Raw genomic sequence first — 26874 nt, forward strand, 5'->3', positions numbered from 1 at the left:
CGCCCGTCCGTTGGCGGGGCGAGACTGCATGTCACTGCGAACGCCCGGAGTCCAAAATACGCGACATGGATAACTCCATCCCGAGAGCATCGTGACTGCCAACGGCATGGCCTATGACTTCTGCAGCGACAATGCCCGCTCCCCCTCGATCTGCAAGAGGCGTGGAAGCTAAAGACTGATCGAGGAAACGAGTCTCTGCGCAAAAGTCAGAACGCCGGTGATTCGGGAGCCAGGTCAACACCTTCGTTTTGCCAACTCCCGTAGCTGATTCCGGTGTCCTGCACTTTCCAATCAGTTCGACCGTTAGATGTGCTCCTTCCTGAGACAACCGCTGCCGCAGCGCTAGGGCTAGCAAAGACCTGGTCTCGGGCAAAGTACATCGAGGCACCATCCTCTGACGGGACAATCGTGCCATCCTGCTCCAATAGCTTTCGCAAGCGCAGGTATCCGTCCTCGCCAGAGCTCCGGACAAGTCGAGCCGCGGACCCGCTCAGAACGGTGAACTCACCGTCGACCTCGACGGCTGTCGAAGTCAATGCCTCTCTGCGATTCTGCAAAGTGAAGAGCGGCGAGCGGTGAGACGATGTGGCAGTCATCGACTCGGCCCCGGGGGTCTCGAGTGCGATGGACGCCGAACGGAAGAGATTGACTCCGAGCACAGGAAGCACAATCTTGGCCTCGGCGATGAAATGCTCCATGTCGGACACATCAGCTTCGGGAAGAGGTGAGGGTGGTGGCGCGGTGGCGTTGAGGAGTCGCGCTCGCTTGGCCCGTAGAGCAAGCGTTATAAACCGGCTTTCCAGATAACGCGCGTGCGCTTTGGTCAGGTTGCTGTCCTTGCTGGTGAGGACGATTGCCCGGTCCCAGAAATCCTTGCCGTTGGACGCCTCAACGCGAGCATGCTGATAGAGCCGTCTGCTGATATCGTCGGCTTCGCCGATGTAAGCCAAGACACCGCCAACGCTCTCGGGATCATCGCCAATCAGAATGTAGATACCAGTTCGACTCGATTCCGGACGCTTGAGTAGGCCAGCCAGATCGGACCGGGGCGCCGCAAGGACGTGTCCGGTCCAGTTCATGATTTCTGCAGTCAATAAACCGCCCGGGGTGCCTTCAGCTAGGAAGAGCCGCACTGATTTCCCGATACTCATTCTCTGAACTCCTTTGTCGCGGATACCTTAGGAGCCGACCGAGTTGCGAGAGCCCCTGGCCTCCACCATTTTCTTGATAATGGACGCTAACGTCGGGCTGTAATCCCGCCAAACTTCGTTGACCTGAGACACATCGACGTCGCCCGTATGGATCCGCTCGGACAGTCGCAGCCACCCTTCACCGGTGGCCGCGGTCAAAGCGAATGCCACGGCACCGTTGACCACATTGCCAGCGCCAGGAATCAGCTTGATGAAACTCCGCGCTAGAGCTTTGCCAACAATTTGCGACCCCAATTGCGCGAGTGCAGACCCCGAGAGCATCGACTTCATTTCGAGATCGTAGATCACTGCGATGCGTGCCATCATCGCCATTTGGATCGGCGCAAGCGCTATTGCATCTGCGACGAGGATCGGGACGGCCGCACTCGCGGCGGCGGCCGACGCCGCGATCGCAATCACCGGACGAGCCATCTCGCGTTTCCAAGGAAGATTGAGCTTCTGGGCAATACGAAAGGCATCTTTCTCGTTTTCGGGCGACAAGGTGAGGGTCTCAGCCACGAGCTCACCGAGTCCGTGGCCCGCGCCCTTCCCTTGGCTCCCCACAGCGGCAGTCAAGATGACGCGCTGAATTGGAATGGTGATGGGCTTCTTGTCAGCGTCATCTGGTTTCTCGAGCCAGTCGCGGAATTTTTCAACATCATTCGGCGCTTTGTACCTTCCGGTGAGCGCGTTCTTCGTCCAATCAACCTTGGTCAAGACGAGGACTACGGGCAGTCCTGCGGCGTCAAGCTCGCGAATCAGGTCGATGTCTGTCTGAGTCAGTCGGTCAGCCTTAGCCAGCACGCAGTACCAAACAACGGCGATCTGTTCCTCGGCTGGGCGCTCAGAAATGGTCTTCAAATTCGCCCTGAGCGATTCCGCGGGTGATTTGGCCGAGCCAATCTCGAATCCTTCGAAGTCCCAGAGGCCTAACGACTTATTGTCGTAGTAATAGTCGACATCACGCGTCACCGGCATTCCCTTGCCTACCTTGGCAATTTCCTTGCCGAACACGGCGTTGACGAGTGAAGACTTGCCAACGCCTGTCCCACCGATGATCGCCAGGTTGAAGCGTCCATACCGGCTACGCGCGTCGGAATTTGCCTCGATGAATGGGCGATCGTCGATGTCCAGATCATTCTGAGCAGACTTTGTTGCCATGGATATGGTCCATTTCTTTCGGTTCGGACCCCAGTTGGCCGGACCTGACTTTTTTTACGCTATCTCATTACGAGAATTCCAAGATATGCAAGCCGTCGACGCGCGTCAGCGCCTTCTCGTCACTATCGACGTCGACTTGGAGAATGTAATCCACGGATTATTAATCGCTTTCGTCCGATGATCCGAAACGCCAGCAATGAAGTCATGCGCGCTCCCCCGCGAAGCGCAGCGCCATCGACTCCATCTGTTCCATCACCAGTTTGATCGCGGCGGGCTGCTGGTCAGGCGGGTAGCCGTTCAGCACGAGCAGCCGCTTGATCGACGAACGCAGCTTGGCGCGCACGTCGTCTCGCACGGTCCAATCGGTGCGCACGTCGCGGCGCATCACCTGCACGAGGCCGCGCGCGATGTCGGCCAGTTTGCCCTCGCCCTGCAGGTCCACTGCGGACTCGTTCTGCGCCACCGCGTCATAGAACGCGAGCTCATCGCTGGTCAGTGCCGGCTTGAAGTGCGAACCACGCTGCGACTCTGCGGCAACCTCCCGCGACATCTCCACGAGCGCGGCAATCACCTCGGCCGAGGTCAGCTGCTGGTTGGTGTACTTGTTCATCAGCTCGGTGATGCGCTCCGAGAACGCGCGCTGCCGCACCATATTGTTGCGAGTGGATGCCACGGCCTCTTCGGTCAGCAACTTGCGCAACGCTTCAATCGCCAAATGCGGGTTGCGCGCCTGCTGCGTCTTAGCCACGAACTCCGGTGTCAGGTCACTGAGCGATGGCTTGGGCATGCCGGCCGCCTCGTAGATGTCGAGCACATCACCGGATGACGTCGCGGACGCGATCAGTTCCCCCAGCAGCCGCTGGATCTCCTCGGGGATCGGCTCGCCACGGGACTGCCGCTCGAGGGCATCCGCTTTGGCCGTCCAGACCCGAATCTCCTCGTAGATCTGCATCTCTGGCCGCAAAGAAGCCAAGTTCTGCGACCCCGAACACAACGCCCAGGCCCGCGACAGCTGCCCGGAATATCGGCGGTACTTCACGCCGAGGGTCTCTTCGCCCGCTGCGAGCTGGTTCCCAGGCGTACCGGGAGCCCGAAGGTAGTTCACGGCCCCGGTCACCGCGTTCAGGTACGCCTTCGGTCCGGCCTTGTGCAGAACGGTCTTCCAGTCGTATCCGGCCAGCAGCCCGCGCAGGGTCTCGACGAGCGTCTCGGTGAGGGCGACCACCTCGGCGATGTTGCGGCCGAGCGGCTTGCCGGTCTGGTCATCCGCTGTGTATTCGGCCAGCGCCTTGGCCAGGTTTTCGGCAAGCGGCGCGTAGGCCACGAGCAGTCCGTCTTGTTTGCCGCGAAAGGTGCGGTTCACCCGCGCGAGCGTCTGCATGAGCAGCGCACCCTTGAGCGGCCGGTCGAGATAGAGCGTGTGCAGCGGCGGCGAGTCGAAGCCGGTGAGCATCATGTCTTTCACGATCACGAGCTCGAGCGGGTCGTCGACATTTTTGAGACGCGCCTTGATCGCGTCGTTCTGGGAAGTGCGCCGCACATGGTTATAGACCGGCGGTTTGTCTGTCGCATCCCCCGAATATACGACCTTGATGAGTCCCTGATCGAGCGCCGCCGAGTGCCAGTCGGGCCGCAAATCGATGATCGCCTCATACAGCAGCGCGCAAATCTCGCGGGTACCGCCGACGATCATGGCCTTGCCGGGCTTCTCGATGAACTTGATCATGTGCCTGCGGCGGTTCTCCCAGTGCGCCACGATGTCCGCGGCAAGGGCGACAATGCGCTCAGGCGCGCCATAGACCGCGTTGACCACAGCCACGCTCTGTTCGATGCGGGCGCGTTCAGTTTCGTCGAGCCCCTGGGTGGCGTCGTCGGCCGCGTCGTCGAGCATCTCTTCCGTGACGTCAGCTGCGAGCGACACCTTGATCAGCCGCGGCTCGAAGTACACCGGCACGGTCGCGCCGTCGTCGACCGCGCGAGAGAGGTCGTACACGTCGATGTAGTCGCCGAACACGTCTTGCGTGTTGCGATCGTCGAACGAGATGGGCGTGCCGGTGAATGCGATGAGCGTTGCGTGTGGCAGGGCGTCGCGCAGGTGGCGGGCATACCCGTCGAGGTCGTCGTAGTGGCTGCGATGCGCCTCATCGACGATCACGATGATATTGCGCCGGTCCGACAGAAGCGGATGCTCCATCCCGGCATCCTTCTCCGCCTTGCTCATTCCAAATTTCTGCAGCGTGGTGAAGAAGATGCCGCCGGTGTTGCGCTCGCTCAGCTTCTGCCGCAGGTCGGAGCGTCTGAGGATCTGCTCCGGTTTGCCCGGCAGCAGCAGGCTGCGATCGAACGACGAGAACAGCTGCCCATCGAGTTCCTTGCGGTCGGTGATCACGACCACGGTGGGGTTCTTCAGCTTGGGATGCAGCGTCACCAGGTTGGTGTACAACTCCATCTCCATGGACTTGCCCGACCCCTGCGTGTGCCAGACCACACCGGCCTTGCCGTTGCTGGCGACGGCCTGCACGGTGCTCGCGACCGCCTTGTTCACGGCGAAAAACTGGTGCGGTTTGGCGATGCGCTTGGTCAGTCCGTCGTCGCCCTCATCGAACGCGGTGAAATAGGTGAGCAACTGCAGAAAGTGTTCCTGGTTGTACAGGCCGGCCAGAGCGGTATCGAGCCCGGTGACGGCGTCGCCCAGCAGCGTGGTGCTGTCCGGCGGCACCGGTATGCCGTAATCGTCGACGTTCCACGGCGAAAAGTGGTTGAGCGGAGTGAACGGCGTGCCGTAGGCGGCAGACTGCCCGTCGGAGGCGAGCGTGAAGACGCAGAACCGAAACGCCAGCGGAAACTCGCGCAAGTAGGTCTGCAGCTGGGAGTGCGCGGCGGCAACGGTGGCTCGCTCGCCGCCCGCATTTTTCAGCTCGATGATGCTCACCGGCATGCCGTTGCAGTACAGCACGAGGTCGAAGCGGCGCAGGTAGTCGCCCTGGCGCAGGGTGACCTGGTTCACGGCCAACCAGTCGTTTTGCGCCGGGTCAGAACTGATCAAGCGGATGCTGGGACTCACCTCGGCCCCGCTGGCATCGAGGTAGCTGAACGGAAAGCCATGCACGAAGTACTCGTGCATCCGCTGGTTCTCGGTGATCGCGTCCATCGACTTCGGCGAGGTCAGCTCGGCGAGCGCCTGGCGCAGGTACTCCACCGGAACGGTCGGGTTGAGGTTGCGCAGCGCCTCGAGCAGACGCGGGCGAATGAGCAGCTCGCCCCACGACTCGCGCTCCCCCGTGCCCGGCGCAATCTTCTCACCGGGCAGCGGCAGCCAGCCGAGCGGCTCCCCCAGCTGATCGAGCGCGAAGTTCTCCCACGCGGCTTCGGACAGCCCCTGTAGTGGAGTCGATGTCGTGATCGTCATTGCCTATCCCCTCAATACTTTGACGCTGGTGAAAGCTAGTTGAGCCGCGCGTTGGGCATCACAGCACGCCCGCGAGTAACTTCTCGGCGTCTTTGACGCGGAGCTTGCCAGACATGAGCTGCGGGAGCAGAGCGTCGCGAATCGCCGCGACCGCTCGCATTTCCTCTATACAGAGTCGTTTGAATGCAGTCTCGGCGGCGACTAAACGCTCAATTTCTTGAAGTGCAGTCCCCGTTGGCAGGGTCAGTTCCAGTCGTTTCAGATTTCCCATGTTGATCTTGGGCTGAACGGCTCCCGTGACTAGGGTGGTGACCTGCTCGCGCGCAATCGTGAAGTAAAGGAGCTCGGTCGAGATGCCTTCACCAGTCAAGACGTGCGCGTGGTTGTTCACCCACGCCGGGCCCCAAACGTACTGAACGACTGGCGTGCCGTCGGCGTTTATCACCGATCCATCTTCACCCACCAAGACCAGCGGCTGGTCGAAAATAGCAACATCAACAGTGTCAAATGCTCCGCTGGCTCCGTAGTAAGGAACCGATCCGGAGCGGGACTCCCGATCTCTTGACGACAGTGGAATCCGTCGACGATTGTGGAAGGCTACGATGTCTCCTAGCGCGACAATTCGACTTCCGTTGGAGATTGCCGCGGTGAGGCCGAGCGCCATGTGCGCGTCAATCGTCGAAATCAGCTTGGTATTGGCGGCGATCTTGTCGTCGAGTGCGCCCAGCACGTCAACAATCCTTCCTTGCTCGTCAAGGTCTGGCACAGCCACTGGCATCCTGTCGACGCGTGTTATGTAAATGTGTTTGATGGTTGACCCATCAGAGTCTCGTTCCATGCGCTCTTGGTAAACGGGCGCTTGCAGCAAATACGAAAGAAACTTGGGCAGGATTTTCTCGTTTGGCCGAAGTAAAGCGACCGACTGATTTATACAAATGCCCGATATGTCGCAAACTGCAACTCGGCCGATGCTTCCGTCCTTAGTGAGTAAGACATCGCCGACCATAGGGCGACTTTTGTCCGTCAGCTTGCCCGTGAAAGCTTCGGGGGATGTGTGGCGGGCGCTTTCGTAATCAATTTGACCGCCGCGAATGTCCTTGGCGGTCACCATGTAAGGCCCAGTCGGAGTAGTCGGCATCGGATTCGTAAAACCGTAGGTCCGCAAAGTAAGGAAGTTCGCTAGCGGCCGCGTTTCCCATTCTTGAGACGTCATGAAACGCGTCTCAATTGCTCGCGCACGACCGCCGCAAGGCGCTCGGACTCGTCGAACTGGGCGAACAGCTCGGCACTCAGCCGGGCGATCTTTTCCTCGATCGGCTCGGCGTCGTCTTCGGTCTCGGCGGCACCGACGTAACGCCCTGGAGTCAACGCATAGTCTGCGGCTTTGATCTCGGCGAGCGACGCGGAGTAGGCGAAGCCGGGCTCGTCTGCATAGGTGAGGCCGGCATCCGCTGCCGACGGCGTGCCGCGCCAGGCGTGATAGGTGCCGGTGATCTTGGCGATGTCGTCGTCGCTCAAGGCGCGTTCGGCGCGGTCAACCATGGTGCCGAGGTTGCGGGCGTCGATGAACAGCACCTGGCCGGTGCGGTCGATCGAGCCCTTCTCTCCCGCCGTTTTGTCTTTGGCGAAGAACCAGGTGCAGACCGGGATGCCGGTGCTGCGGAACAGCTGGGTGGGTAGGGCGACCATGCAGGTGACGAGGTCGGCCTCCACGAGCTGGGCGCGAATCTCGCCCTCACCGCCGGAGTTGGACGACATCGACCCGTTGGCCATGACCACGCCGGCGCTGCCGCCGGGGCTCAACTTGGAGATGATGTGCTGAATCCAGGCATAGTTGGCGTTGCCGGCGGGCGGCACGCCGTAGCGCCAGCGGGGATCCTGTTCGTTGCGGGCCCAGTCCTTGATGTTGAAGGGCGGGTTGGCGAGGATGTAGTCGGCCTGCATGTCGGGGTGCTGGTCGCGGGCGAAGGTGTCGCCCCAGCGGCTGGCGAGGTTGCCGTTGAGGCCGTGAATGGCGAGGTTCATCTTGGCCATGCGCCAGGTGCGCTCGTTGAGTTCCTGGCCGAAGACCGACAGCTCCGAGCCCTCTTTATGGTGGTTTTCGAGAAACTTCTCGGCCTGCACGAACATGCCGCCTGATCCGCAGCACGGGTCGTAGACGCGGCCGCGGGTGGGTTCGAGCATTTCGACCAGCACGCGCACGACGCCGGCGGGGGTGTAGAACTCGCCGCCGCGTTTGCCCTCGGCCTTGGCGAACTTTTCCAGAAAGTATTCGTAGACCTCGCCGAGCAGGTCGCGGGCTTTGGTCGACCCCTCGCCGGTGAACCTGGCGGAGTTGAACAGGTCGAGCAGCTCGCCCAGGCGGCGCTGGTCGACACCGTCGCGGTTGTAGATACGCGGCAGCGTGGCTGCGAGGGTGGGATTGGCCACCATGATGAGGTCCATGGCCTCATCGATGAGCTGACCGACCTGCTTGAACGGCTCCCCGGCCGCACCTGCGATGCCCTTGGCGTTTTCGGCGATGTAGGTCCAGCGCGCGGCGGCGGGCACCCAGAACACGCGGCGGCCGGTGTATTCGTCGACGTCGTCGATGAGTTGGCCGATCTGGTCGTCGTCGAGGCCGTCGGCGGCGAGCTCGGTGCGAATCTGCTCTCGGCGCTCGTCGAAGGAGTCGCTGACGTACTTGAGGAATACCAGGCCGAGGATGACGTCTTTGTACTGCGAGGCGTCCATGGATCCGCGCAGCTTGTCGGCGGCCTTCCACAGGGTGTCTTTGAGTTCTTTCATGGTCGACGGCAGGGCGGCGATTTTGGTCTTCGGTGCCACTAGGTAGTTCCTTTCGATGGTGCGTCAGAAGCAAGGGTGATAGTGCCAGCGGTGACACCGGCCAAGAGCAAATCGGTGAGCTGATCGAGCTGCCCCAGCCGTTCGCGCGCAAGCTTCTGTTCCCACCGTAGCGAGGTCAGAGCGTCGACAAGCGCCGCGCGTTGTTCCAAGGCGACCTGACGCACCGGCCAGGCGCGCCATCGGCGATGGCCGGGGGGCAACGCCGCAATGTCGGCGGCGAGTACCGCATCGAGCAGACCATTCGGGTCGGCCTGCTCGATGCGCAAAATTCGGGCCGGAAAGAGCACGACCGAGGTGCCATCGGTGTCGACCATTGCGGCTGGCCGCGGCGAGGTGCAGAACACCACGTCGCCGGGCTCGGTGACGCGGCCGGAGGGGTAGCCTGCCGCGAATCTCAATCGGTCGATGCGTCGGTGGCCGAGCTGCGAAGGGTTCGCGACTTCGGCCGGGCCGATCAAGCGGATGCTGGCGGCATCCGCTGCGCCCTCGATCACGTCGTTACTGACATCCTCGGCGGCGATGCGATTGCCCGGGATATAGCGCAGGTGCCCGGTGGAGAGCAGCTCGTGCACGGTCGAGGTCGTGGCCTGTTCGCTCGCGGCTTCGACTGCCAGGTCGGCATGGAGCAGTGCCGCGAGCCGGTCGATGGACACAGCGAGCGCCGCGGCGGGCTGATCGCGTGCGGGGATTACGGTGCTCACCCCCGCCACGAGTGAGCGGCGACTGGCGAGCAGGCTGCGGGTGAGCACGAGTCGGGCAAAGCGAAAGGCGTGGGCGCGCACCAGGCGCTGGCTGCCGAGCGAGGCGGCGAGGTCGCTCACGAGTGCGTCGATGGCGGCCTCATTGAGCGGCGTCGCCACGAGGTCGGCCACCATGGCGTACCGGTCGGCGAGGGCGACCGCGGTATGGGCGCCGCCGAGCACCCAGAGCGCCTGCAACTGTTGCGGTTTGCCAGTCAGCAGCCCGGCGGGCAGGCGCACGATGGCGCGCACTCGACCGGAGCGCAACAGAGATGAGCGCAGTTTCTCGGCGTCGCGGCTGAGGCCGATGTCGATAAGCACCGATGCAGGTGCCAGAACCACGGCCAGCTGTTCGTCGGTCATCTGCAGCACGCTCTGCTCGATATCGGAGAGAATCTGCTCCGGCGTCATCGTGGGCCGGACGGCCGAGGGATACTGCGCCACGTGCACGGCGGCGCCGGTGACGCTGAAAGCGCCGGACGGCAGAACTTGCAGCTCAGTGCGCACGATTCCGTGCACCATCAGGCGGCGGCGCTGCAGCCGGGCTGCGGGGCTGTCGACGTTCGCCGTCATCACCGAAACCTCGCCCTGGTGAATAGCAATGAGCAGGTCGCTCGCGCTGCCCGTGGGGTCGACGAACACCGAATCGGCGGGCTGGGTGAAGCGCAGCGCGGTGACGGTCTCGGTCATGAGGTTCAGGGCCGCGCGGCTGAGCGTGAGGTCGCCCTCGCCGGCGAGGTTGCGCTTGAAACGGTCGGTGAGCATCCGTTCGAAGGCGGGCGCCGGGCCGAACGCGGCTTCGACCAGGGCATCGACGTAGGTGGCCAGCACGGGCAGGGTGTCACCGAGGGCTTCGATCTCGCGGAGCAGCAGGTCGTCGTCGGGGTCATGCTCGTCGGCCAGGTCGACCAGCTCGGCTGCGGTAAGGGTACTGAGCGCGTGATCGCTCGCGGCGCGGAGGGCGATCAGAGCGGTGACGCCGCGAAAGGTCTGCTCGTCGAACTCGTCTGCACCCTGCGAAGCGTCGGGTAAGGCGTAAGCGGCAGCATCCGCCGTGGCGTCGCGGTTGTTGCCGCGGCCCGTGCGTTCGAGCCAACTACCCACCTGGTCGGCGTCGAAGAGGTCGACACCGCGCTGGCGGCTGACCGGGGCCGGAAAGGGAGTATCGGTTCCGGCCGAGCGGCTGCGCCAGACCGAGACGACCGGACGCTGCACCTGGGCAAGGCCCGCGATGTCGGACATGGTCATCAGCAGGCTGGTGTCGGTGGTCGTCATGCTGCGCTCCCCTCGTTGATGACCTCAGGCTACGGCCAACCCGGATTGTTGTGCAACATTTATTACTGATAACCCCTCTTATCAACGTCCGAGTCGTTTTGTTTGTAGCGAACCAATAGTTTGGTGTCGTGCCCGCCGCAGTCGGTCGGTACCGGCGGGTGAGGAACGGTCGTTGTCATTGGGGGGAATGACCGCCCCTCACCCGCTCACACTGCATCCCAGCTAGAGGAGCACCATCATGGAACCAGAATTCGGCGACGTCACGGCCGAACAACTCGCACCGCCGCCGCTGCCACAGGGCCCCGCGTTCAACAAACGCGACCTGACGATCGGTCTCGTCAGCCTGGCCATTGGCCTCATCGTCGGTGTCGGCGGCACGCTAACCGCTGCGTCGTTGGGTGGAGGGACCGGCTCTTTGTTGGCGTCCACCGCCATCGCCGCTGCCACCGAGACCTGCGACGTTGCCAACAAAGTGTGGATCACCGTGGGCGACGAGGGCCAAAGCATCTCGATGCAGAGCGAAGGCGAAGAGTCTCCCGGTGCTGAATACATCGACGTGCTCTGCGTTCTCGACCAACTCGAGGTACCCGACAGCGTCAACACGCGCATTGGCAGCACGCGCGCACTCGACGGCCGGCAGACGGCGACCTGGGACGATTTCGACGCCTCCTGGGGCTATCACCCGGATAGCGGTCTCGACATCGTCGTCGAACTTTCCCAGCAGTAGCTCTGCATTTGCAGTTCACGCACCCATCACAACAAACAGAGGATCACAACATGCCCACGACTAACCGCAACGCACCTCCGGCCGGAGTGCCGACATCCCAGCAGGAGCAGTTTTTGCAGCCAGCTCCCCCCGCCGTACCGGCCACCGACGCGCGACTGATCGGCCCCGCGGTCTCACCGAAGTCCTTTGTGGCCACCTGGCTCTTTGCCTGGCTGCTCGGCATCTTCGGCGTGGACCGCTTCTACCTCGGCAAGGTCAGCTCAGGCGTAGCAAAACTGCTGACGTTCGGCGGCCTGGGAATCTGGTGGCTCGTTGATCTGATCCTCGTTCTCGCCCAGGGCCGCGACAAGCAGGGACTCCGGCTTGCCGGGTACGACCAATACAAGAAGATCGCCTGGATCATCACCGGCGCGGTAACCGTGCTGTCAATGATCGTCTCCGGAGTCAACGCGAGCAACGCGCAGAGTGCTATTCCGGCGGCCGTGGCTCCCGTCGCCGATTCGGCGGCCGAACCGGCCGCAGAGGACCCCGCCGTTGAAGAGGCGGTCGTTGAAGCGGCGCCGGTCGACACCGTGCAGACTTGGGCCGACGACGCCTTCGGCACCTTCGCGGTCATCACCCAGACCGGCGCCGGCGACAACCTCATCACGCTGCCGGCCGGCGCCACTGCCGGAATCGTCACCGCGACCCACGACGGTACGAGAAACTTCTCAATTTCCGTACTCGACGCGAGCAACGCCTCCACAGGGCAACTGCTCGTCAACACAATCGGCGCTTACAGCGGCACAACCCAGTACGGCTTCAACTCATTCGGTGAAGACACGACCCTGCAAATCACGGCCGACGGAAACTGGAGCCTGACCATCGCGCCCATCTCTGCGGCTCCCGCGCTCGTCGCATCCGGTGTCGGCGACGGCGTGTATCTCTTCGACGGCTCCGCCGGCAAGCTCACAGCTACGCACGACGGCTCGAGGAACTTCTCGATCCTTGAGGAGACCGACGAGACCTTCAGCATGGGGCTGCTCGTGAACGAAATCGGCGCCTACTCGGGAACGGTGCCGCTCAGCTCAGGCCCTTCGGCAATCGTCGTGAGCGCCGACGGCAACTGGACGCTGCTCGCCGAATAGCCTGCCCGAAAAGGGGGTAGGTGGGGCCGGGCGAGGGCAGTCCGGCCCCCCACTACCGCGCAGACGCGCAAATCAACAGAGGGGGAACCATCATGAACGACAGCACCAAACCGAGTCGAACTCCGCCTCGCCTTCGCTTACACGGCGCGGCCCTTGCCACCCGCTTGTCCATTCTTTTCAAGCGGATGCCCGACTTGCGAACCACGCGCACCCCACTACTCGTCCTAGTCGCCACCAGCGCTGTCGCAGCAATCGCCATCGCGACCTTAGGGGTCATGCTCTCGAGCCAGGTAGGAGCAACGAATGACGTTCAGGCGGAGTTCACAACGAAGAGTGACAACTACGATTCACTCCGAAGCGACTGGAGCAAACAAAACGATACGATCAGCGGACTGCGGTCGAAGGTGGGTGCCGCGGAGCTTCGGGAGGAAGAGCTCACGGCGGCAGAGGCCGCGCTGACCGCGCGGTCATCGGCCTTGGATACACGCGAGGGCGAGATCAAGGGCGCCGAAGACGTCATCGCCGCCAACACATTCGCTGGCGACGGAACATTTCGGGTTGGCACCGATATTCAGCCGGGGACATATTCATCGGACGGCGGATCTAACTGCTATTGGGCGCGTCTGAACGCCACCGGCGACGACATCATTGACAACAACCTCAGCTCCGGTCCGGCCGTGATAACGGTCCAGACCTCTGACGGTCTCATCAAGACATCCCGCTGCGCTCCGTTCACGAAGTCCGGCTAGGGCGGCTTCCCCCCCCCTGTCGACGCTTTTTGAAAAAGAGTTCGTGGGTGCTGACAGATTCAAGCGGTCAATGCAAGACCGGCGGCACCGATGACCTTATGGGGAGTCTGTCACTTTAACGGGTGCCGTAGATGACCGCGGCCCAGGTTCGAATCCCCCCTGATCGTTCGATAGAGCTGCCATCCACGCGGCGAGGACTGTCCGCCAGCGCTCGCGATCTGAATTCCAGCTCATGGTGTGATCTGCTTCGTACGCCTGGAGGTCGACGATGTCGGGACGACGTGCTCGGAGGCGCTTCGCAAGCTCGAATGGCGACGACGTGTCGAGTGTGCCGTTAAGGATGAGCGTCGGCACCGTCAACTCGCCGGCGCGCGCAATCCAGTCGAACCTGCGCAGATCGATGGGGTTGGCGAGACCGACTAGTCGGGCGAGCGGCCGGAAGTTGAGCCACGGTATCCCGAGCGCGCCGGCCCAAGCGGGCAGGCCCGATCGGGCGCAGTTCGCCTTGAGCGTCGCGACCCAGTCGAGGATGGGCGAATCGAGCACGAGCCCGGTGACGATGCCGCGGACCTTGGGGTCTGCGACGAGCTGCAGTGCGATGGCTGCGCCCATTGACCAGCCGAAGAGGATGATGCTACGTGCGCCGTTCTCGCGCGCGTAGTTCACCGCCGCGCGTACATCATCGACTTCGGCGGCGCCGAGTTCAGATCTCTCGGTCCCGACCCGGGGACCTTCGCCGTCGTTCCGGTACGTGACGACGAGGGAGGTCAACCCGACTTCCGACGCGACTTGCACGCCACGCAGAGTTCCAGCTCGGGTGCTTCCGAGCCCGTGAATATGGATGGCCCAAGTGGTTGACGGGGCGTCTCCGGGCGGGATGAGCCAGGCGGGCGCGGGGCCGACATCCGTTTGTATTTCAACATCCGTTGACGGGAGACCGGCATCCGCCGGGTTCTGGAAATAGATGCCGCTCCAGGATGCTCGCTGGCCGGCAGCTACGCCTGGCCCCGACTCCCCCACGACCTCGCGGCCGACGAGACTCGGCCCGCGGTTCTCGACTCCAGGCGCTAGCCGAACCCAGCCACCGTTTTCGAGGATGAGGCAGTAGTCGCCGTGTCCGGCCGTGGCTGATGTGCGATCAAGGGTGACAACTGGTCGCTCCCCTGTATTCTCGAGCGCTCGAATGGTGAGTTCGTACCGGCGACCGCTTACCGGGGCGGTCAGACGCCGCGCGATCGCCAGGCCAACGCCCGCAAGCGCCACACCACTGCCAACGACCACGCCCGCCAGCGCCCAGACGGCTTTCATCGTCGGTGCTGGCCTTGTCGAACAGGCGCGGCAACAGGTGCCGCGTCACTCGATCCCGTTCCCAGCAGGTACCGCTCGGCGCGCTCTATAAGTTCCCGGTCGCCGGCACTCACGTCAAACTCCACCCTCGTATCGATCATTGCGTCGCGGATTTCGACGACCTGGCGATGGAGCAGCGTCTCGGGGGCGGCGGCGTTCAACGAGGTGTGCTCGGTGTGGCTGATTCCCGGACGTGCCTTCGTCGCAGCGGCCCAGATCGGCTCGAGATCATGGACAAGCATGCGGGTCATTCGGTCGCGTGACCGTGCCTGCATGGTGCGGGCTGCGGGTTGGCTGGCGAACCCGAGGCAGAGGAACAGGAAAGTCAGCAGGTGTAAGGGTTCATAGGCGATGGCGACGTCGGCCATCAGGTTGAGGTTGCGCACCACATGAGCGAGATCCATCGTGATGACGACGATGCTGAGCGCGACCCCGCAGATGCTTCCGAGGAGCAGCGAGGCTGGCGGCATCCGCTGAGCGCACTCACTGCTTCTGAGCTGCCGCGCCGCGAGGGCGGCCATGGCCGAGAGCACGATTGCGTAGTAGCTGAACTGGATCATCGAATAGGCGGCGGCCGCTGGCTGCTCGCCGAGCTCGAGCATGAAATTCGTGGTCGTGGCACCGCGATCGATGAGCAGAAAGGTGCCGATTGCGCTTATGAGTGCGGTCACGAGCGTGAGCCGGCCGAGGGCCAGCTGCACGGCACGCGGTTGGTGCTCCGAGGCCTTCATCACTGCACGACCGAGTAGGAAGACGCCAATCATGAGCGTTGCATCCGCGACGAGGGTTACCAGGTTGGTACTGCCGGCATACCTTTCGAGTATCCGATAGGCCTGATCGGTGTTCAGTGTCATCGCGATTGCGATAGTCAGCGCGGCGTAGGTGATGTTGCGCTCTGCACGGCCCCGCCGCAGGATGAGCAGGGCCGCGACGAGCAGCCACATGAACGCGGCGACGAGCACGACTATCATCCGAAGACCTCCAGATACCGTGACCGGTGCATCGTAGATCCCCTGATTGCTGCAGCGAGGTGGTCGGCCAGAGTCTCAGCCTGAACTTCCTTGACCGTGTTGAGGTCTTGGCGCCGGAGCAACCGGCGACGAGTCTCGGGTGGAATGTCCGGCAGCAGGATGTCAGGAACGTCGGAATCGTCGTCGACCTGGTGACCAAGGATCATGTGGGCCAGTTCGTGCAGCACGAACTGTTGCTCGTGCAGCACCGAATCACTCTGGGCGTGCAGGATGACATCATCGCCACCCGCCTCAAACCAGACGGCGCACAAGCCGTCGCGGCCAGTGACGCCCACGAGTTCGACTATGCGCAGTCGCCGCCCCCGGCTTCGCTGCACGGCGCCGACGAGTTCGTCAAAGGTGAAGGTCTCGCCCAGGGCCAGTTGATCGAGGGCCGTCGACACGCTCACTTCGCTGTTCACTGGGTCGTCACTCCCCTCCGGACTTGGTTGCGTGCGCTTCCGGCGAGACCTCCGCGTCGAGAAACCGGCTGATCGCCTGGAGGGCGTTGGGGGAAATATCGCCGAGGGTACGCGCCGCATAAGATTTCACGCGCGCCGCCCTCATCGACCGCACGAGATCCAGCTGGGCGCTGACCTTGGCCGGTACCTCGGCACCTTCCGAGCCAGCGAGAAACTCAGGGTCAACGTCGAAGAACGCGGCGAGGCCTTCGAAAAGTGTTGCATCTTGCACGTACCGGTGACCGTTCACGATGTACGTCCATCGCGATCTCGAGATATTTGTGCCACGCGCTTCGAGGAACGCGGCGATTTGGGTGTAGGTCGGTTCGCTACCCGTCTCGGCCTCGGCGACATCGAGCAGCAGGCGGAGGCGCTTCGCGAGATCCTCCGCGGCTGTCGCGCTCTCCTCGTCGGTCATGCGCCCCTTCACTTCCCGGTGCTGATGGATGCTCAGGTCATTGAGAATGCTCAATCTACTCTTTGAGCATGATCAACACAAGGGTTGCGCATGCTCAAATGTGGTGCTAAAACTGACCGTGAATTGAGATTGAGCATGCTCAACACGGAGCGGCCTCGCCGAACGCATCAGCGAAGCGAGGCGCATCTCCGTGTCATCGAGCCACGCGTGCGTGGCAGTCCTCCGGGAAGGTGATTGATGTGAATTGGCACGTATGGCTCCACGTCCGGAGTTCTTATGAGCGTCGCTGAGGTGTTGGTGGCCTCGAGTCGGCTGTCGGTGCTGGATGCCGCGCTTGCCTTCGCGCGGGCGGGGATTCCGGTGTTTCCGTGTGTGCCGGAGGGTAAACATCCGCTCACGCCTGCGGGGTTTCATGACGCGAGCTCAGACCTCGAGCAGGTGCGGGCGTGGTGGACGCGGTGGCCGAGTGCGAACATCGGGATGCCGACGGGCAGCGCGTCGGGAATCGCCGTCGTGGACATCGACGTGACCAAAGCGGATGCCGGCTTCGCCGCGTTCGAGCAGGCCACAGCCGCTGGGTTGGTAGACGGCGAGTTCGCTCGGGTGCGCACTCCGTCGGGCGGCATGCACGTGTACTTTGTCGCGATCGCAGATCGGCCGCAGCGCTGCTGGCAGGCGGCGAGCGCGCACATCGACTTTCGTGGGGACGGCGGCTATGTCATCGTGCCACCCTCGATACTAGCGACGGACACCGGTCGAGCCAGCTATCGGCTGCATTCGCTGTCGTCGGTCGGCTCGAAGCCGGTCGACGCCGTCGCCCTGCGCGGCTTCATCGACCCGAGGCCGCCGAGAGTGGGCACACGGGCAACAGTAGCTAGGGCGCCGGAGGCGAGTCGTCTCGCGCAATGGGTTAGCAACCTGCAGGAAGGCGAGCGCAACAGTGGGCTGTTCTGGGCGGCCTGCCGACTGGTCGAGGCAGGCTTCGCGCCTGCAGACGTCGAGGCTGCGCTCGGCCCATCCGCCCAGACCGCTGGCCTCGACGACCGCGAGATTCTCGCGACGATCAGCTCGGCGAGCCGCCGGACCACGGCGGGCGCGCAAGCGTTCGATCAACCTGCCCCTGCAACCAGACGCGGCGAAGCACCCTGCCTGTCATGAATGGCTCGCTGACATTCTTGCCGTTCAAATCACCAACCCAAAGGAGATGAAGTGATGGATGTAGACGACTTCGATAAGTCACACGGCGCGACCAGTGGCGATGCCGGTGGCGAGCGGCATCCGCTGCACGCCGTATTGGAGGAGAAATCGCGCCTCTCAGCGCGCACGCGAAGCGGCACCTCGGGCATCACGCCAGCGGCCAGAGCCAGCTCGCGGCCCGCCGTCGCCTGGATTCGTGCGGCCGACCTGCTCAACTTGGGCGCCGGTCGCATCGCCGGTCGCGGCATCGACCTGCAAGCCAACGCCGTGCGGCAGGTTCGACGGGCACCCGTCACGGCCGCGCGGGCGATTCGCGCGCGGGGCGCCCGCTTGGCTCCCCTCTCCGAGTTCGGAGCGGTGCGGGAGCGTCCACAGATCGGCCGCGACGGTTTCGGGCGGGCGTGACCATGAGCATCCTGTTGAACACGGCAACACACACCAACTCGACGGGAGGTGCCGCCATGAGGACTTTTCGCGAATCCGAAGGCCTGCGCCGACTGCTCGCGCGCCTGCAAGCGGATGGCGGCGCCCGCTGGCGCAGCGACCCCGAGGCCTCCGAGCTCATGCGGTTCACTGCCCAGCGCTACGCCGGGCTGGCGCGCAAGCACCACCTCGACCCGTGGGAGGCCGCCGCGGCCGCCTACGACGCGATGCGGGCGCCCTCGACACTGCGCGCCGACGACCCGTGGGCCATCGTCACACGTGCCGTGCAGGTGACCTGCATCGCCGAGGAACGCGCCCGCGGCCTGCTGTGCTCGGTGCACCAGGCGCGACGGCCGCAGGTGTCCGTGTTTCACGATGCTGAAAGATTCAGCGATCGCGAGCACGCCCTGCCGGAATATCACCCCGCGTTCAGCGTCAGTGCGGCCGATGGGTTTGCCGAGGAGGAGCCGCCGGTTGAGGTGTCTCTGGCGGTTGAGAGTGCGATCTCCCTGTTCACACTGCTCGGTTGGCCGGCAGACCACGCCCGCGATGGCATCGAGTACGTGTGCAGTCGGCTAGCGGATGCCCCGTCGCGCCCGTCGGCCTTCGAGTCGCTGCGGCGCGACTATGCCGCTCGTGCTTTGCTCGACGTTTCGCAGCCGGCCTGGATGAGCATGCTGCGGACCCTTCTGGGATCCGGAAACCCGTTGCACGCGCACACCGCCGCCGGTCGTGGCATCCTGCTTCGTTTACTCGTCGGCGAACCGCTGCACGCGCTGCTTGGCGACGATGACCTGGTCTCAGACATCGTTCTGAACTCGCCACGGGTGTTCGAATGACCGTCACCCCGGGGCACATCGAGTTGGAGCGGTCGATCGACTCCATCCGCATCGGTTCGCGGCACCGCACCGATCTCGGCGACATCGACGCGCTCGCTGCCTCGATCGAACGGCAGGGGCTGCTGCAGCCCATCACGGTGACGCCCGACGGCACCCTGATCTGCGGTGCCCGACGGTTGGCGGCGCTTCGGCAGCTCGGCGTGCGCAAGCTCAACGTGTGGGTACGCTCCGGCATTTCGGACCACCTCGCCCAGCTGCTCGCCGAGCAGGACGACAACACCCTGCACAAGGCCTTCGCCCCCACCGAAGCGGCCGCCCTGTATCGCGAGGTGAAGATGCTTCTGGCGGAGGATGCCCAGCGGCGCCAAGCCGCAACGCGCTTCGGTTCGGAAAAGCCCAGATCAGACGGTGGTGCCACGGTGGCACAACCGCAGCCAATTGATCGCGTTCGCGCGCAGGCGGCCCTTCTCGTAACCGGGCGGCGCTCCTATACAACGTTGGAACGCATCGGCCACCTACAGCAAATGGCGCGGGACGAGGGTCTCGACGAGGCGCTGCGCACGCGCGCGAGGGAGGAGCTGGCGGTGATTCAAAGCGGTGGATCGGTGGCGGCGGCACACGGTCGTGTCGCTGCCGAAGTTGATCGGTTGGCGACCGCGACGCCCATTCGCTCGATGGTTGCCGCTGTGCCGGCCGCCGGGCGTTCGGTGACCGACCTCGAGCAGCTGGCTCGAGAAGCCCTTGCCCGCGCGAAGGCGGCGACGCGCGCAAAGAAGACCCGCACTTTGGCTTCGACCGACTCGAAGCTGCCCACGCGTTCCTTCGTCTTTCTCTGGAACGACCTGCGCGACTGGTGGCTCCGCTACGACGACGTCGAGGTCGCCGCCGAACTCTCCGTCGATCAGTGGGAGCAGTTCCAGGCAACCCTTACCGGCACTATCGCCTTCTTCGAGCGGATGCGCACCCTCCGCGACTCCCCCGACGTCGCGCAGATCTCCGCCACCGTTACCCGCATTCGTTAGGAGTCCACCATGCATTTCTTTCGACGCCGTCGTCTTGTCATCGCCATCGTCGGCGCTGGCATCGCCCTGATCGTACTGGCGGCCATTGGCTTGTTTGGACTGCTTCGTGGGCCTGCGAAAACGAGTCAGCCGGAGCAGCCAGTGCCAACGGCATCCGCTGCGGCTGTAGTGCCGACCGACCAACCGCAGCCGGTGCTTGAAACGTCGAGCCCGGAGCTGTTTGCTCGCAGTGTCGCGCACGCGTTGTTCGATTGGGACACGCGCCAGGATGCCAGTCTCACCGACTGGGCGCAGGTGCTGGTGGATGTAGCCGATGCGGAGGAAGCGGCGGCTGTGGCGGCGGACGTGCGGGACTACCTGCCGGGCGCGGAAACGTGGCAGCGACTGAGTTCTTACGGCACGCGGCAGTGGCTCGATATCGAGTCGGTCGTCGTGCCGACTGCGTGGGCGACAGCGCTGGAGCAGGCGGAGGCGGGTCAGATTCCGGAGGGCGCTTCGGCGCTCACTGTCGTGGGAACCCGTTATCGCGCTGGAACGTTCAACACCGATGCGATGCGCAGTGAGCGACGGGTTTCGTTCACGGTCTTTGTAGTGTGCCCGGGCCCGGAGTCGTGCACGCTGTTGCGGCTGTCGAAGCTCGACCATCCGCTGGAGTAGGGAATCGCGATGAAGAAGCTCATCGGACTTGTCGTGGTGCTGATGCTCGCTTGCCCGTTGGGTAGTCTGGTGGGCGTGGCTGCGCTGGTGACCACGGTCGCGAACTCGTGCGGGTCGCTGGTCGTCGGGACGATTCCCGACTCGCTTACCGCTCAGACTTTGGATGGCCGATCGGTGGTTTTGGATCAGCGGCAGCTGACCCACGCTGGAACGATCATCACTGCGGGCGGGCAGACGGCCGACGTTGGTCGGGCGGGAGTGATCGTGGCGTTGGTGGCCGCACTCACGGAGTCGACGTTGCGTCTGTTGGCTAACACCAGTGCGTATCCGGAGTCCGCTTCGTATCCCCACGACGGGGTCGGTTCGGATCACGACTCGCTGGGCCTGTTCCAGATGCGGCCTTCTGCGGGATGGGGCACGGTCGCTGGGCTGATGGACCCGGCCTACCAGGCGCTGGCCTTCTTCGGTGGAGTGTCGGGGCCGAATGCCGGGTCGCCGCGCGGACTCCTCGATATTGCGGGCTGGCAGATGCTCGAGCCAGGCGTGGCTGCACAAGCCGTCGAGGTGAGCGCCTATCCGGATCGGTACGCAAACTTTGAGCCGGTCGCGGAAGCGATTCTGGTCGCGCTGACTCGTTCTTCAAACGTCGTCGAGTCATCGCGGGTCGTTTTCCCGCTTCCCACTGACTCATATTCGAACACCGACAGCTTCGGGTGGCGCATCGACCCATACACGGGCGACCGGCGTTTTCACGCGGGAAGTGACCTCGCGGCCCCTTTAGGAACGCCGATCCTCGCAGTCGCCGACGGCGTCGTGAGCTTCGCCGGGCAACGTGGAACCTATGGCGGACTGATCACCATCGAGCACACGGTCGGCGGCGAGCGGGTCACCTCGTACTACGCCCACATGTACGAGCAGGGCATGCACGTCGCGGCCGGTGACAGCGTGATCGCCGGCCAGCACATCGGCGACGTCGGCTCCGCCGGGAAGTCGACCGGACCGCACCTTCACCTCGAGATACACCCGGGCGGGTCGAGTCAGCCTGCCGTCAACGCGGTGGGTTGGCTGGCCGCCCACGGTGCCGCCGGCTTGACCGCCGCGACCAGCGGATGCCCGGCGGGCACGGTTTCGTGAGATGGACGTCTTCCCCGACTTCGGCGCCGTCGGCGGCGCTTCAGAGCTGAAAAGCATCGTCGGCGCGCTGCTGACGTTCGTGCTCATCATCGCGGTGCTCATGATGATCATCAGTGGGACAATGTGGGCTATCGCCTCGGCGTACGGCAACTTTCATACCGCCACCCGGGCACGGCTCGGGCTTTGGGTCGCCTGCGGCGCCGCGACCCTCGCTGGTACGGGTGTTGCATGGGTGAACTTCTTACTGGGCGTTGGGTCGACTCTCTAAAAGCAAGATCTGCACCTACCGATCGTGTCGCAACTTCAGGTAAATTTACCGATGAGGTGCCTCCAAATGATTTGTGAATTAAATCGTTCGGTGTGAGACAAGCGAGACGAACTCCTGAGGATTGCCGCCACTCGAGACTTTGTTGCGAGCGCAGGGGACAGCGAGCAAGAAGTTTATGGTTCTATGTCTCAGAACGTTATCCAAGCAACTGCGTTTCGACACGCGTCGTCCCGAAAGACCGATCTTTATCATCGCCCCGACCGGAGAGAGTCCCTCGATCACCCATAAAGGGTGCATTCATCCGGCCTAGAGAAACGTGGTCCGAGGTTTAGCGCTAACGGTAGCGTGGGACGTCCCGAGGACAATTTTAGCTTTTCTAGAAATCCATCCCACCCCACAACACAGTCGTTTTCAATGATCCTCTCAAGGAGGAAATCTTGCCGCTCCCCATTGAGATACATGTCGACGGCGGATTGACGCCGATTGAGTTTCGTGCAGGATTGTCAACAGTTGTAGTCGGCGCCAACGGGTCAGGCAAGACAAGACTGGCGATCGAATGCGAACGGCAGCTCGGGGTTAGCGCGCATCGGATCTCGGCCCAGAGGATGCTTGCGATCGATCCGTCGATCGAAAAACTGAGCGAAGAAGCCGCGCGAGGCCACCTCCGTTACGGATACGCCAAACCTAGCGATTTCGGCGGGCCGCAACAAGCGCGGGATGTAAACCGATGGGGCCAAGGTGGACCCCGCTTCATACTGAATGACGCCGGTGCCCTCCTTCAGGTCCTCTTCGGAGAACAGGCGAATACGGCTGTGAATGCTTTCAACAATTTGAAGGACGGCCTTCCCACCCCTAACGGCGACACCCTTATGCGCAACTTGAAGGCGATTTTCCATCGTGTGTTGCCAAACCGCAACCTGACCATCACGGCCGACGACATCACAGTACGCCCCGTTACTGCTGGTCAACTCGGCGACCCTTACAGCGTCACGCAAATGAGCGACGGCGAGAAAGCAATATTTTACATAGTCGGCCAAGCTTTGGTCGCCGACGAAGGTTCAGTCTTCATCATGGACGAGCCCGAAATTCACGTACACAGATCCATACTTGGCCGCCTATGGGACGAACTTGAGGCAGCACGCCCCGATTGTGCATTTCTGTTGATCACCCATGATCTTGAGTTCGCAGCATCGCGGGCAGGTAAAAAGCATGTGATCCGGAGCTACGCGCCTGCCACTGGTTGGGTAATCGAGAACGTGCCCGAGGCGGACGGTTTTAGTGAGGATCTCATCACACTTATCCTTGGCAGCCGCAGGCCGATCCTCTTCGTCGAAGGCGAACAGGGCAGCCTTGACCTTGCTTTCTACCGTGCCTGTTATCCCACCTGGACGGTAGTGCCCCGAGGGGGGTGCGAAGGCGTGATTCACTCGGTTGTCACCATGCGGCGCAACGCAGCATTCACTCGAATCCAATGCGCGGGTTTGGTAGACGCGGACGGTCACGACGAGATCGACCGTGCCAGTCATGCTGCCAACGGCATCGAGACGTTGCCAGTGTCGGAAATTGAAAATCTACTCCTGTTACCGCCTGTTTCGAGCGCGATCCTGGAGATGAACCACCTAGAAGGCAATGAGCTAGAGACAAAGCTCGCCGAGCTGAAGGCAGCAGTCTTCGCGGACGCGACTATTGAAAAGAACGTCAGTGATGTCGTTCTTCGGTATTGCCGACGCCGTATTGACCGAACTCTGAAACAGATTGACTTTTCCGCGGATAAGTCTGTATCAGGCCTGGCCGAGAGTTACGCCGCCCGGACGGCTGAGTTGGACGTCGCCGCGCTTGCCTCAGAAATCCAGACGAAGATAGCCGCGGCCATTGGTGCCGATGACCTCCCCACACTGCTGGCGGTTTACGATCGAAAGAAGCCCCTATTGGCGCTGGCGGCCTCCCGCCTAGGTAACCAGAAGGTCGATGTATTCAGCGCCTGGGTTACGCGCGCCATACAAAGCACGAGCGACGACCGGCTCCGCCGAGCCATTAGCGCTGCACTTCCGAAAGTCACTCCCCTTTGACGTTGATGGGGCCCGCAACGTGGGCGGCATGCCCGTGACTGCCAAGTTCGTCTTCGCTGCGTTCCCAGTGGTGTCCTTATCGCCCACTACAGCTTAAGGCGCTAGTCGCTCACAGGGACATGTGGATCAACCGGCGTCTTCGAAGGCGCGTATTCCGCTTCCTTTCGTTCACGTAAAAATTCACAGAGGAATCGCGATGCCCCACTCGACCACACTCGGACCTGACGAGTTGCCCACGATTACCCCCGAAGAGAACCCGCCCTCTATGGCCGAAAAGGCATCTGGTCAGCTACTTAGACTGGTCGGCAAGGTGATCGACACAGGTGTCGGACCGTTAGCAGGGTCCATTACGTGGGCGGAGGATCGGCTTGCTCGAGTCCAAGGAACACGCTACATATTCAACGCCGAACCCACGCGGAAAGTTCGGCCGGACGAACACGAGGATATTGACAAGGCGATCAAAAGACTGATCGTCGAGTCGGTCGAAGCAGCCGGTGTCAATGGTTTCCTGACTGGACTTGGTGGGTTCATCGCAATGCCGGTGACAATACCTGCGAACATGGCGGGCGCACTTGTGATCAACGCACGTCTCGCCGCCGCCATCGCCTACCTGCGTGGGTACGACCCCAAAGATCCGCACGTCCGCACGGTCGCAACGCTCATCGCGGTGGGCTCGAACGCACAGCAGATTATTAAATCATTCGGAATCGCGGTTGGCACGAAGGTGGCGATCCAGGCGATCAAGAACATCCCGATCGTGCTCATTCGTGAGATCAACAAGAAGGTTGGTTTCATGCTTCTGGCCAAGTACGGCACGCAGCGTTCGCTTATTACCTTGGCGAAGGGCATACCCCTCATTGGTGGAGTGGTCGGCGGCGCGGTGGACGCTACTATGACCACCTTGATTGGACGCACAGCCAAGGCTATGTTCCCTGTCGATTAATCCATCCCGTGTTTTGCAGACGCGGAGGCTCAGCGCCAGTCAATCTCCACATGAGGAAAGCTGAGTCAAGCAGCCGTTTCGTGTCGTTCATTTCCCCCGAGCCAAGCGGGCAATAGATCGCAGTATTGACGGCCACGGTCGTGGGCATGCTGTGCGCTCCTCCCTGTCGTACGCATCAAACGACACAAGGAGCCACCGATGATCGACATCAACCCCAACGGCACCGGACTGCCCGGCATTGAACAGCTGCGCGTCATCGTCGGCGCCGTGATGACCATCGGCCTCGTGCTCAGCGTCCTCGCCCTTATCGTCGCTGCGATCGTCTGGGGATTCGGCGCCAACTCCTCCAACCCGCACCTCGCCTCACGCGGCAAAACCGGCGTCATGGTGGCCTGCGGCGCCGCGATCATCTGCGGCGCCGCCGTCACCCTCGTCAACTTCTTTTGGAACGTCGGCCAGTCCGTCTGACCCCGGTCTCGAGCGGGGTCAGAAATGAGCGTGTGCGATGTACCAGTCGTAGCGGATGTCTGCACCGGCGTCGGCGACGTCGCATCCTCTGTCGTCGCCGCACCATTCGACTGGCTCGCCGGCGCGATGGGCTCTACCGCGGCCTGGCTCTTCGAATCCGTCTGGGCCGCCTTCGACACGACCACCCTCGTCGACCTCACCGACCCGACCTACATCGATGTCTACAACGTGCTCTTCGGTGTCGCCGTCTTCGTCACCCTGATCCTCTTCTGCCTACAGCTCATCACCGGCCTCGTGCACCGCGACCCGACAGCGCTCTCCCGGGCCGCGATCGGCGTCGCCAAATCGGTCCTCGGATCCTTCGTCATCATCACCATCACCGGCCTGCTCCTCGAAATCACCGACCAGCTGTCCATCGGCATCGTCCAGGCCAGCGGCAACACGATGGAGGGCATGGGCGACCGCATCGCGCTCCTCGCCGTGGGCCTCACCGCGATCAGCCCCGGTGCACCCGGCGTCGGTGCAATCCTCACAATCTTCCTCGCCGGCCTCGCCATCAGCGGCGCGGCCATCGTCTGGTTCTCCCTCCTCATCCGCAAAGCCCTTCTACTGGTGGCCATCGTCTTTGGACCGATCGCCCTCGCCGGCGCCACCTGGGATGCCGCCAAAGGCTGGTTCTCCAAATGGGTCGCGTTCGTTGTCGCGCTCATCCTCTCCAAGCTCGTGCTCGTCGTGATCTTTCTGGTCGCGGTCGCTCAGGTCGCGGCCCCGATCGATGCGGATCTGGCCTCCGTCAGCGACCCCATCGCCGGCATCGTGCTGATGTTCATCGCCGCCTTCGCGCCCTACATCACCTACAAGTTCCTCAACTTCGTCGGGCTCGACATGTACCACGCGATGTCGAGCGAGCAGGAGGCGAAGTCGGCGCTGAACCGGCCCGTTCCGGTGCCGAGCGCACCCATGATGAGTACCGCGCAGAAGGTTCTGGGCCCGGGCGGCAGCGGTCGAGCGACACAGGCTGGTCCTGCATTAGCGGCACCGTCCAGCAGCGGCGGACTGGGTCCGACGTCCTCGGCAGCTGGTAGCTCGGGTACTGGCGCATCTTCGAGTGCTGGTGCCGGTGCGGGCTCGAGCACCGGAGCGGGCGGTGCAGCAGTTGGCACTGGCGCCGGTGTGGCCACCGCCGGAGTCGCGGCCGGCGCTGCCGTCGTAAGTGCCACAGCCAAGGCCGGCCCAAAGATCGGCAGTGCAGTCGCGCAGAGAGCGGATGCCCACACCCCGTCCGCCGGCAACGCCAGCGCCCCGAGCGCGCCGGCATCCAAGCCAAGGCGACCACCGGCATCCGCTTCACCGCAGGAACTGCCAGCCGGACGAAAAATCAAGGACGCGTAGC

24 protein-coding genes are annotated in these 26874 nt (G+C 63.0%); 14 read left to right on the forward strand and 10 right to left on the reverse strand.

All coding sequences use genetic code 11. The features are described from left to right. Positions 1-206 precede the first annotated feature (206 nt). The 6 genes from E3T38_RS16305 to E3T38_RS16330 all read right to left on the reverse strand — a co-directional run bounded on the left by E3T38_RS16305 (position 207) and on the right by E3T38_RS16330 (position 10622). Positions 207-1151 (reverse strand): GIY-YIG nuclease family protein, encoded by a 945-nt coding sequence (locus E3T38_RS16305; RefSeq protein ID WP_134549151.1) that lies wholly within the window; start codon positions 1149-1151, stop codon positions 207-209. 27 nt (positions 1152-1178) lie between these two features. After that, positions 1179-2351 (reverse strand): GTPase, encoded by a 1173-nt coding sequence (locus E3T38_RS16310; protein WP_134549152.1) that lies wholly within the window; start codon positions 2349-2351, stop codon positions 1179-1181. A 202-nt stretch (positions 2352-2553) separates the two neighbouring features. Continuing rightward, complete coding sequence (locus tag E3T38_RS16315) at positions 2554-5760, reverse strand: type I restriction endonuclease subunit R (protein ID WP_134549153.1); 3207 nt, start codon at positions 5758-5760, stop codon at positions 2554-2556. 58 nt (positions 5761-5818) lie between these two features. Beyond that, the gene (locus tag E3T38_RS16320) at positions 5819-6871 is read right to left on the reverse strand and encodes a restriction endonuclease subunit S (protein WP_198417374.1); all 1053 of its coding nucleotides are present in this window, start codon (positions 6869-6871) and stop codon (positions 5819-5821) included. A gap of 98 nt (positions 6872-6969) precedes the next feature. Beyond that, complete coding sequence (locus tag E3T38_RS16325) at positions 6970-8547, reverse strand: class I SAM-dependent DNA methyltransferase (RefSeq protein ID WP_134549183.1); 1578 nt, start codon at positions 8545-8547, stop codon at positions 6970-6972. Positions 8548-8585: 38 nt separating this feature from the next. Then, positions 8586-10622 carry a hypothetical protein gene (locus E3T38_RS16330; RefSeq protein WP_134549155.1) on the reverse strand — a complete coding sequence of 679 codons (2037 nt, stop codon included), beginning with the start codon at positions 10620-10622 and terminating at the stop codon, positions 8586-8588. Positions 10623-10860: 238 nt separating this feature from the next. On the opposite strand from E3T38_RS16330, the gene E3T38_RS16335 reads away from it, so the two are divergent. The 3 genes from E3T38_RS16335 to E3T38_RS16345 all read left to right on the forward strand — a co-directional run bounded on the left by E3T38_RS16335 (position 10861) and on the right by E3T38_RS16345 (position 13225). Then, entirely contained in the window at positions 10861-11349 is a 489-nt protein-coding gene (locus E3T38_RS16335) for a hypothetical protein (RefSeq protein ID WP_134549156.1), read from the forward strand. 50 nt (positions 11350-11399) lie between these two features. Beyond that, positions 11400-12476, forward strand: a complete 1077-nt coding sequence (locus tag E3T38_RS16340) for a TM2 domain-containing protein (RefSeq protein ID WP_134549157.1) — start codon at positions 11400-11402, stop codon at positions 12474-12476. A 92-nt stretch (positions 12477-12568) separates the two neighbouring features. Continuing rightward, positions 12569-13225 carry a hypothetical protein gene (locus E3T38_RS16345; RefSeq protein WP_134549158.1) on the forward strand — a complete coding sequence of 219 codons (657 nt, stop codon included), beginning with the start codon at positions 12569-12571 and terminating at the stop codon, positions 13223-13225. 96 nt (positions 13226-13321) lie between these two features. Here E3T38_RS16345 and E3T38_RS16350 read toward each other — a convergent pair whose 3' ends face one another. From E3T38_RS16350 to E3T38_RS16365, 4 genes are read right to left on the reverse strand one after another with little or no spacing between them, the layout of a single operon-like run. After that, the gene (locus E3T38_RS16350) at positions 13322-14533 is read right to left on the reverse strand and encodes an alpha/beta hydrolase (RefSeq protein ID WP_134549159.1); all 1212 of its coding nucleotides are present in this window, start codon (positions 14531-14533) and stop codon (positions 13322-13324) included. Next, positions 14530-15543, reverse strand: coding sequence for a DUF6545 domain-containing protein (locus E3T38_RS16355; RefSeq protein ID WP_134549160.1), 1014 nt, complete (start codon positions 15541-15543; stop codon positions 14530-14532). The genes E3T38_RS16350 and E3T38_RS16355 overlap by 4 nt, the downstream gene beginning before the upstream one ends. Next, positions 15540-16004, reverse strand: coding sequence for a hypothetical protein (locus E3T38_RS16360; protein WP_134549161.1), 465 nt, complete (start codon positions 16002-16004; stop codon positions 15540-15542). Before E3T38_RS16360 ends, E3T38_RS16355 begins: the two co-directional genes overlap by 4 nt. 7 nt (positions 16005-16011) lie before the next feature. Further along, positions 16012-16515 (reverse strand): hypothetical protein, encoded by a 504-nt coding sequence (locus E3T38_RS16365; RefSeq protein WP_241984528.1) that lies wholly within the window; start codon positions 16513-16515, stop codon positions 16012-16014. 222 nt (positions 16516-16737) lie between these two features. On the opposite strand from E3T38_RS16365, the gene E3T38_RS16370 reads away from it, so the two are divergent. From E3T38_RS16370 to E3T38_RS16835, 11 genes are all read left to right on the forward strand, one after another. Next, complete coding sequence (locus E3T38_RS16370) at positions 16738-17619, forward strand: bifunctional DNA primase/polymerase (RefSeq protein WP_134549162.1); 882 nt, start codon at positions 16738-16740, stop codon at positions 17617-17619. 51 nt (positions 17620-17670) lie between these two features. Beyond that, positions 17671-18063, forward strand: a complete 393-nt coding sequence (locus tag E3T38_RS16375) for a hypothetical protein (protein ID WP_134549163.1) — start codon at positions 17671-17673, stop codon at positions 18061-18063. A gap of 2 nt (positions 18064-18065) precedes the next feature. Next, on the forward strand, positions 18066-18920 hold the full coding sequence (locus E3T38_RS16380) for a hypothetical protein (RefSeq protein ID WP_241984529.1): 855 nt from the start codon (positions 18066-18068) through the stop codon (positions 18918-18920). Beyond that, positions 18917-19942, forward strand: a complete 1026-nt coding sequence (locus E3T38_RS16385; protein ID WP_134549165.1) for a ParB/RepB/Spo0J family partition protein — start codon at positions 18917-18919, stop codon at positions 19940-19942. Before E3T38_RS16380 ends, E3T38_RS16385 begins: the two co-directional genes overlap by 4 nt. A gap of 9 nt (positions 19943-19951) precedes the next feature. Beyond that, positions 19952-20599 (forward strand): hypothetical protein, encoded by a 648-nt coding sequence (locus tag E3T38_RS16830; protein ID WP_166805554.1) that lies wholly within the window; start codon positions 19952-19954, stop codon positions 20597-20599. Between the two features lie 9 nt (positions 20600-20608). Then, entirely contained in the window at positions 20609-21733 is a 1125-nt protein-coding gene (locus tag E3T38_RS16395) for a M23 family metallopeptidase (RefSeq protein WP_134549167.1), read from the forward strand. Position 21734: 1 nt separating this feature from the next. Continuing rightward, positions 21735-22001, forward strand: coding sequence for a DUF6112 family protein (locus E3T38_RS16400; protein ID WP_134549168.1), 267 nt, complete (start codon positions 21735-21737; stop codon positions 21999-22001). A 437-nt stretch (positions 22002-22438) separates the two neighbouring features. Then, positions 22439-24070, forward strand: a complete 1632-nt coding sequence (locus tag E3T38_RS16405) for an AAA family ATPase (RefSeq protein ID WP_198417376.1) — start codon at positions 22439-22441, stop codon at positions 24068-24070. A gap of 196 nt (positions 24071-24266) precedes the next feature. Continuing rightward, a complete protein-coding gene (locus E3T38_RS16410; RefSeq protein ID WP_134549169.1) occupies positions 24267-25013 on the forward strand; it encodes an EcsC family protein in 747 nt (248 codons plus the stop codon). Between the two features lie 198 nt (positions 25014-25211). Next, positions 25212-25481, forward strand: a complete 270-nt coding sequence (locus E3T38_RS16415; RefSeq protein ID WP_104090819.1) for a DUF6112 family protein — start codon at positions 25212-25214, stop codon at positions 25479-25481. Between the two features lie 24 nt (positions 25482-25505). Further along, positions 25506-26873 carry a conjugal transfer protein TrbL gene (locus E3T38_RS16835; protein WP_198417377.1) on the forward strand — a complete coding sequence of 456 codons (1368 nt, stop codon included), beginning with the start codon at positions 25506-25508 and terminating at the stop codon, positions 26871-26873. Position 26874 lies beyond the last annotated feature (1 nt).

Origin of the sequence: Cryobacterium sp. Hb1 (assembly GCF_004403585.1) — a bacterium.
In the GTDB taxonomy this organism is placed as follows: domain Bacteria; phylum Actinomycetota; class Actinomycetes; order Actinomycetales; family Microbacteriaceae; genus Cryobacterium; species Cryobacterium lyxosi.

What these genes read in the sequence shown, in the direction of transcription:
- E3T38_RS16305 (WP_134549151.1), bottom strand. Translation starts at nt 1,151, where the DNA reads ATGAGTATCGGGAAATCAGTGCGGCTCTTCCTAGCTGAAGGCACCCCG.
- E3T38_RS16310 (WP_134549152.1), bottom strand. Translation starts at nt 2,351, where the DNA reads ATGGCAACAAAGTCTGCTCAGAATGATCTGGACATCGACGATCGCCCA.
- E3T38_RS16315 (WP_134549153.1), bottom strand. Translation starts at nt 5,760, where the DNA reads ATGACGATCACGACATCGACTCCACTACAGGGGCTGTCCGAAGCCGCG.
- E3T38_RS16320 (WP_198417374.1), bottom strand. Translation starts at nt 6,871, where the DNA reads ATGGTGACCGCCAAGGACATTCGCGGCGGTCAAATTGATTACGAAAGC.
- E3T38_RS16325 (WP_134549183.1), bottom strand. Translation starts at nt 8,547, where the DNA reads ATGAAAGAACTCAAAGACACCCTGTGGAAGGCCGCCGACAAGCTGCGC.
- E3T38_RS16330 (WP_134549155.1), bottom strand. Translation starts at nt 10,622, where the DNA reads ATGACGACCACCGACACCAGCCTGCTGATGACCATGTCCGACATCGCG.
- E3T38_RS16335 (WP_134549156.1), top strand. Translation starts at nt 10,861, where the DNA reads ATGGAACCAGAATTCGGCGACGTCACGGCCGAACAACTCGCACCGCCG.
- E3T38_RS16340 (WP_134549157.1), top strand. Translation starts at nt 11,400, where the DNA reads ATGCCCACGACTAACCGCAACGCACCTCCGGCCGGAGTGCCGACATCC.
- E3T38_RS16345 (WP_134549158.1), top strand. Translation starts at nt 12,569, where the DNA reads ATGAACGACAGCACCAAACCGAGTCGAACTCCGCCTCGCCTTCGCTTA.
- E3T38_RS16350 (WP_134549159.1), bottom strand. Translation starts at nt 14,533, where the DNA reads ATGAAAGCCGTCTGGGCGCTGGCGGGCGTGGTCGTTGGCAGTGGTGTG.
- E3T38_RS16355 (WP_134549160.1), bottom strand. Translation starts at nt 15,543, where the DNA reads ATGATAGTCGTGCTCGTCGCCGCGTTCATGTGGCTGCTCGTCGCGGCC.
- E3T38_RS16370 (WP_134549162.1), top strand. Translation starts at nt 16,738, where the DNA reads ATGAGCGTCGCTGAGGTGTTGGTGGCCTCGAGTCGGCTGTCGGTGCTG.
- E3T38_RS16380 (WP_241984529.1), top strand. Translation starts at nt 18,066, where the DNA reads ATGAGCATCCTGTTGAACACGGCAACACACACCAACTCGACGGGAGGT.
- E3T38_RS16385 (WP_134549165.1), top strand. Translation starts at nt 18,917, where the DNA reads ATGACCGTCACCCCGGGGCACATCGAGTTGGAGCGGTCGATCGACTCC.
- E3T38_RS16830 (WP_166805554.1), top strand. Translation starts at nt 19,952, where the DNA reads ATGCATTTCTTTCGACGCCGTCGTCTTGTCATCGCCATCGTCGGCGCT.
- E3T38_RS16395 (WP_134549167.1), top strand. Translation starts at nt 20,609, where the DNA reads ATGAAGAAGCTCATCGGACTTGTCGTGGTGCTGATGCTCGCTTGCCCG.
- E3T38_RS16400 (WP_134549168.1), top strand. Translation starts at nt 21,735, where the DNA reads ATGGACGTCTTCCCCGACTTCGGCGCCGTCGGCGGCGCTTCAGAGCTG.
- E3T38_RS16410 (WP_134549169.1), top strand. Translation starts at nt 24,267, where the DNA reads ATGCCCCACTCGACCACACTCGGACCTGACGAGTTGCCCACGATTACC.
- E3T38_RS16415 (WP_104090819.1), top strand. Translation starts at nt 25,212, where the DNA reads ATGATCGACATCAACCCCAACGGCACCGGACTGCCCGGCATTGAACAG.
- E3T38_RS16835 (WP_198417377.1), top strand. Translation starts at nt 25,506, where the DNA reads ATGAGCGTGTGCGATGTACCAGTCGTAGCGGATGTCTGCACCGGCGTC.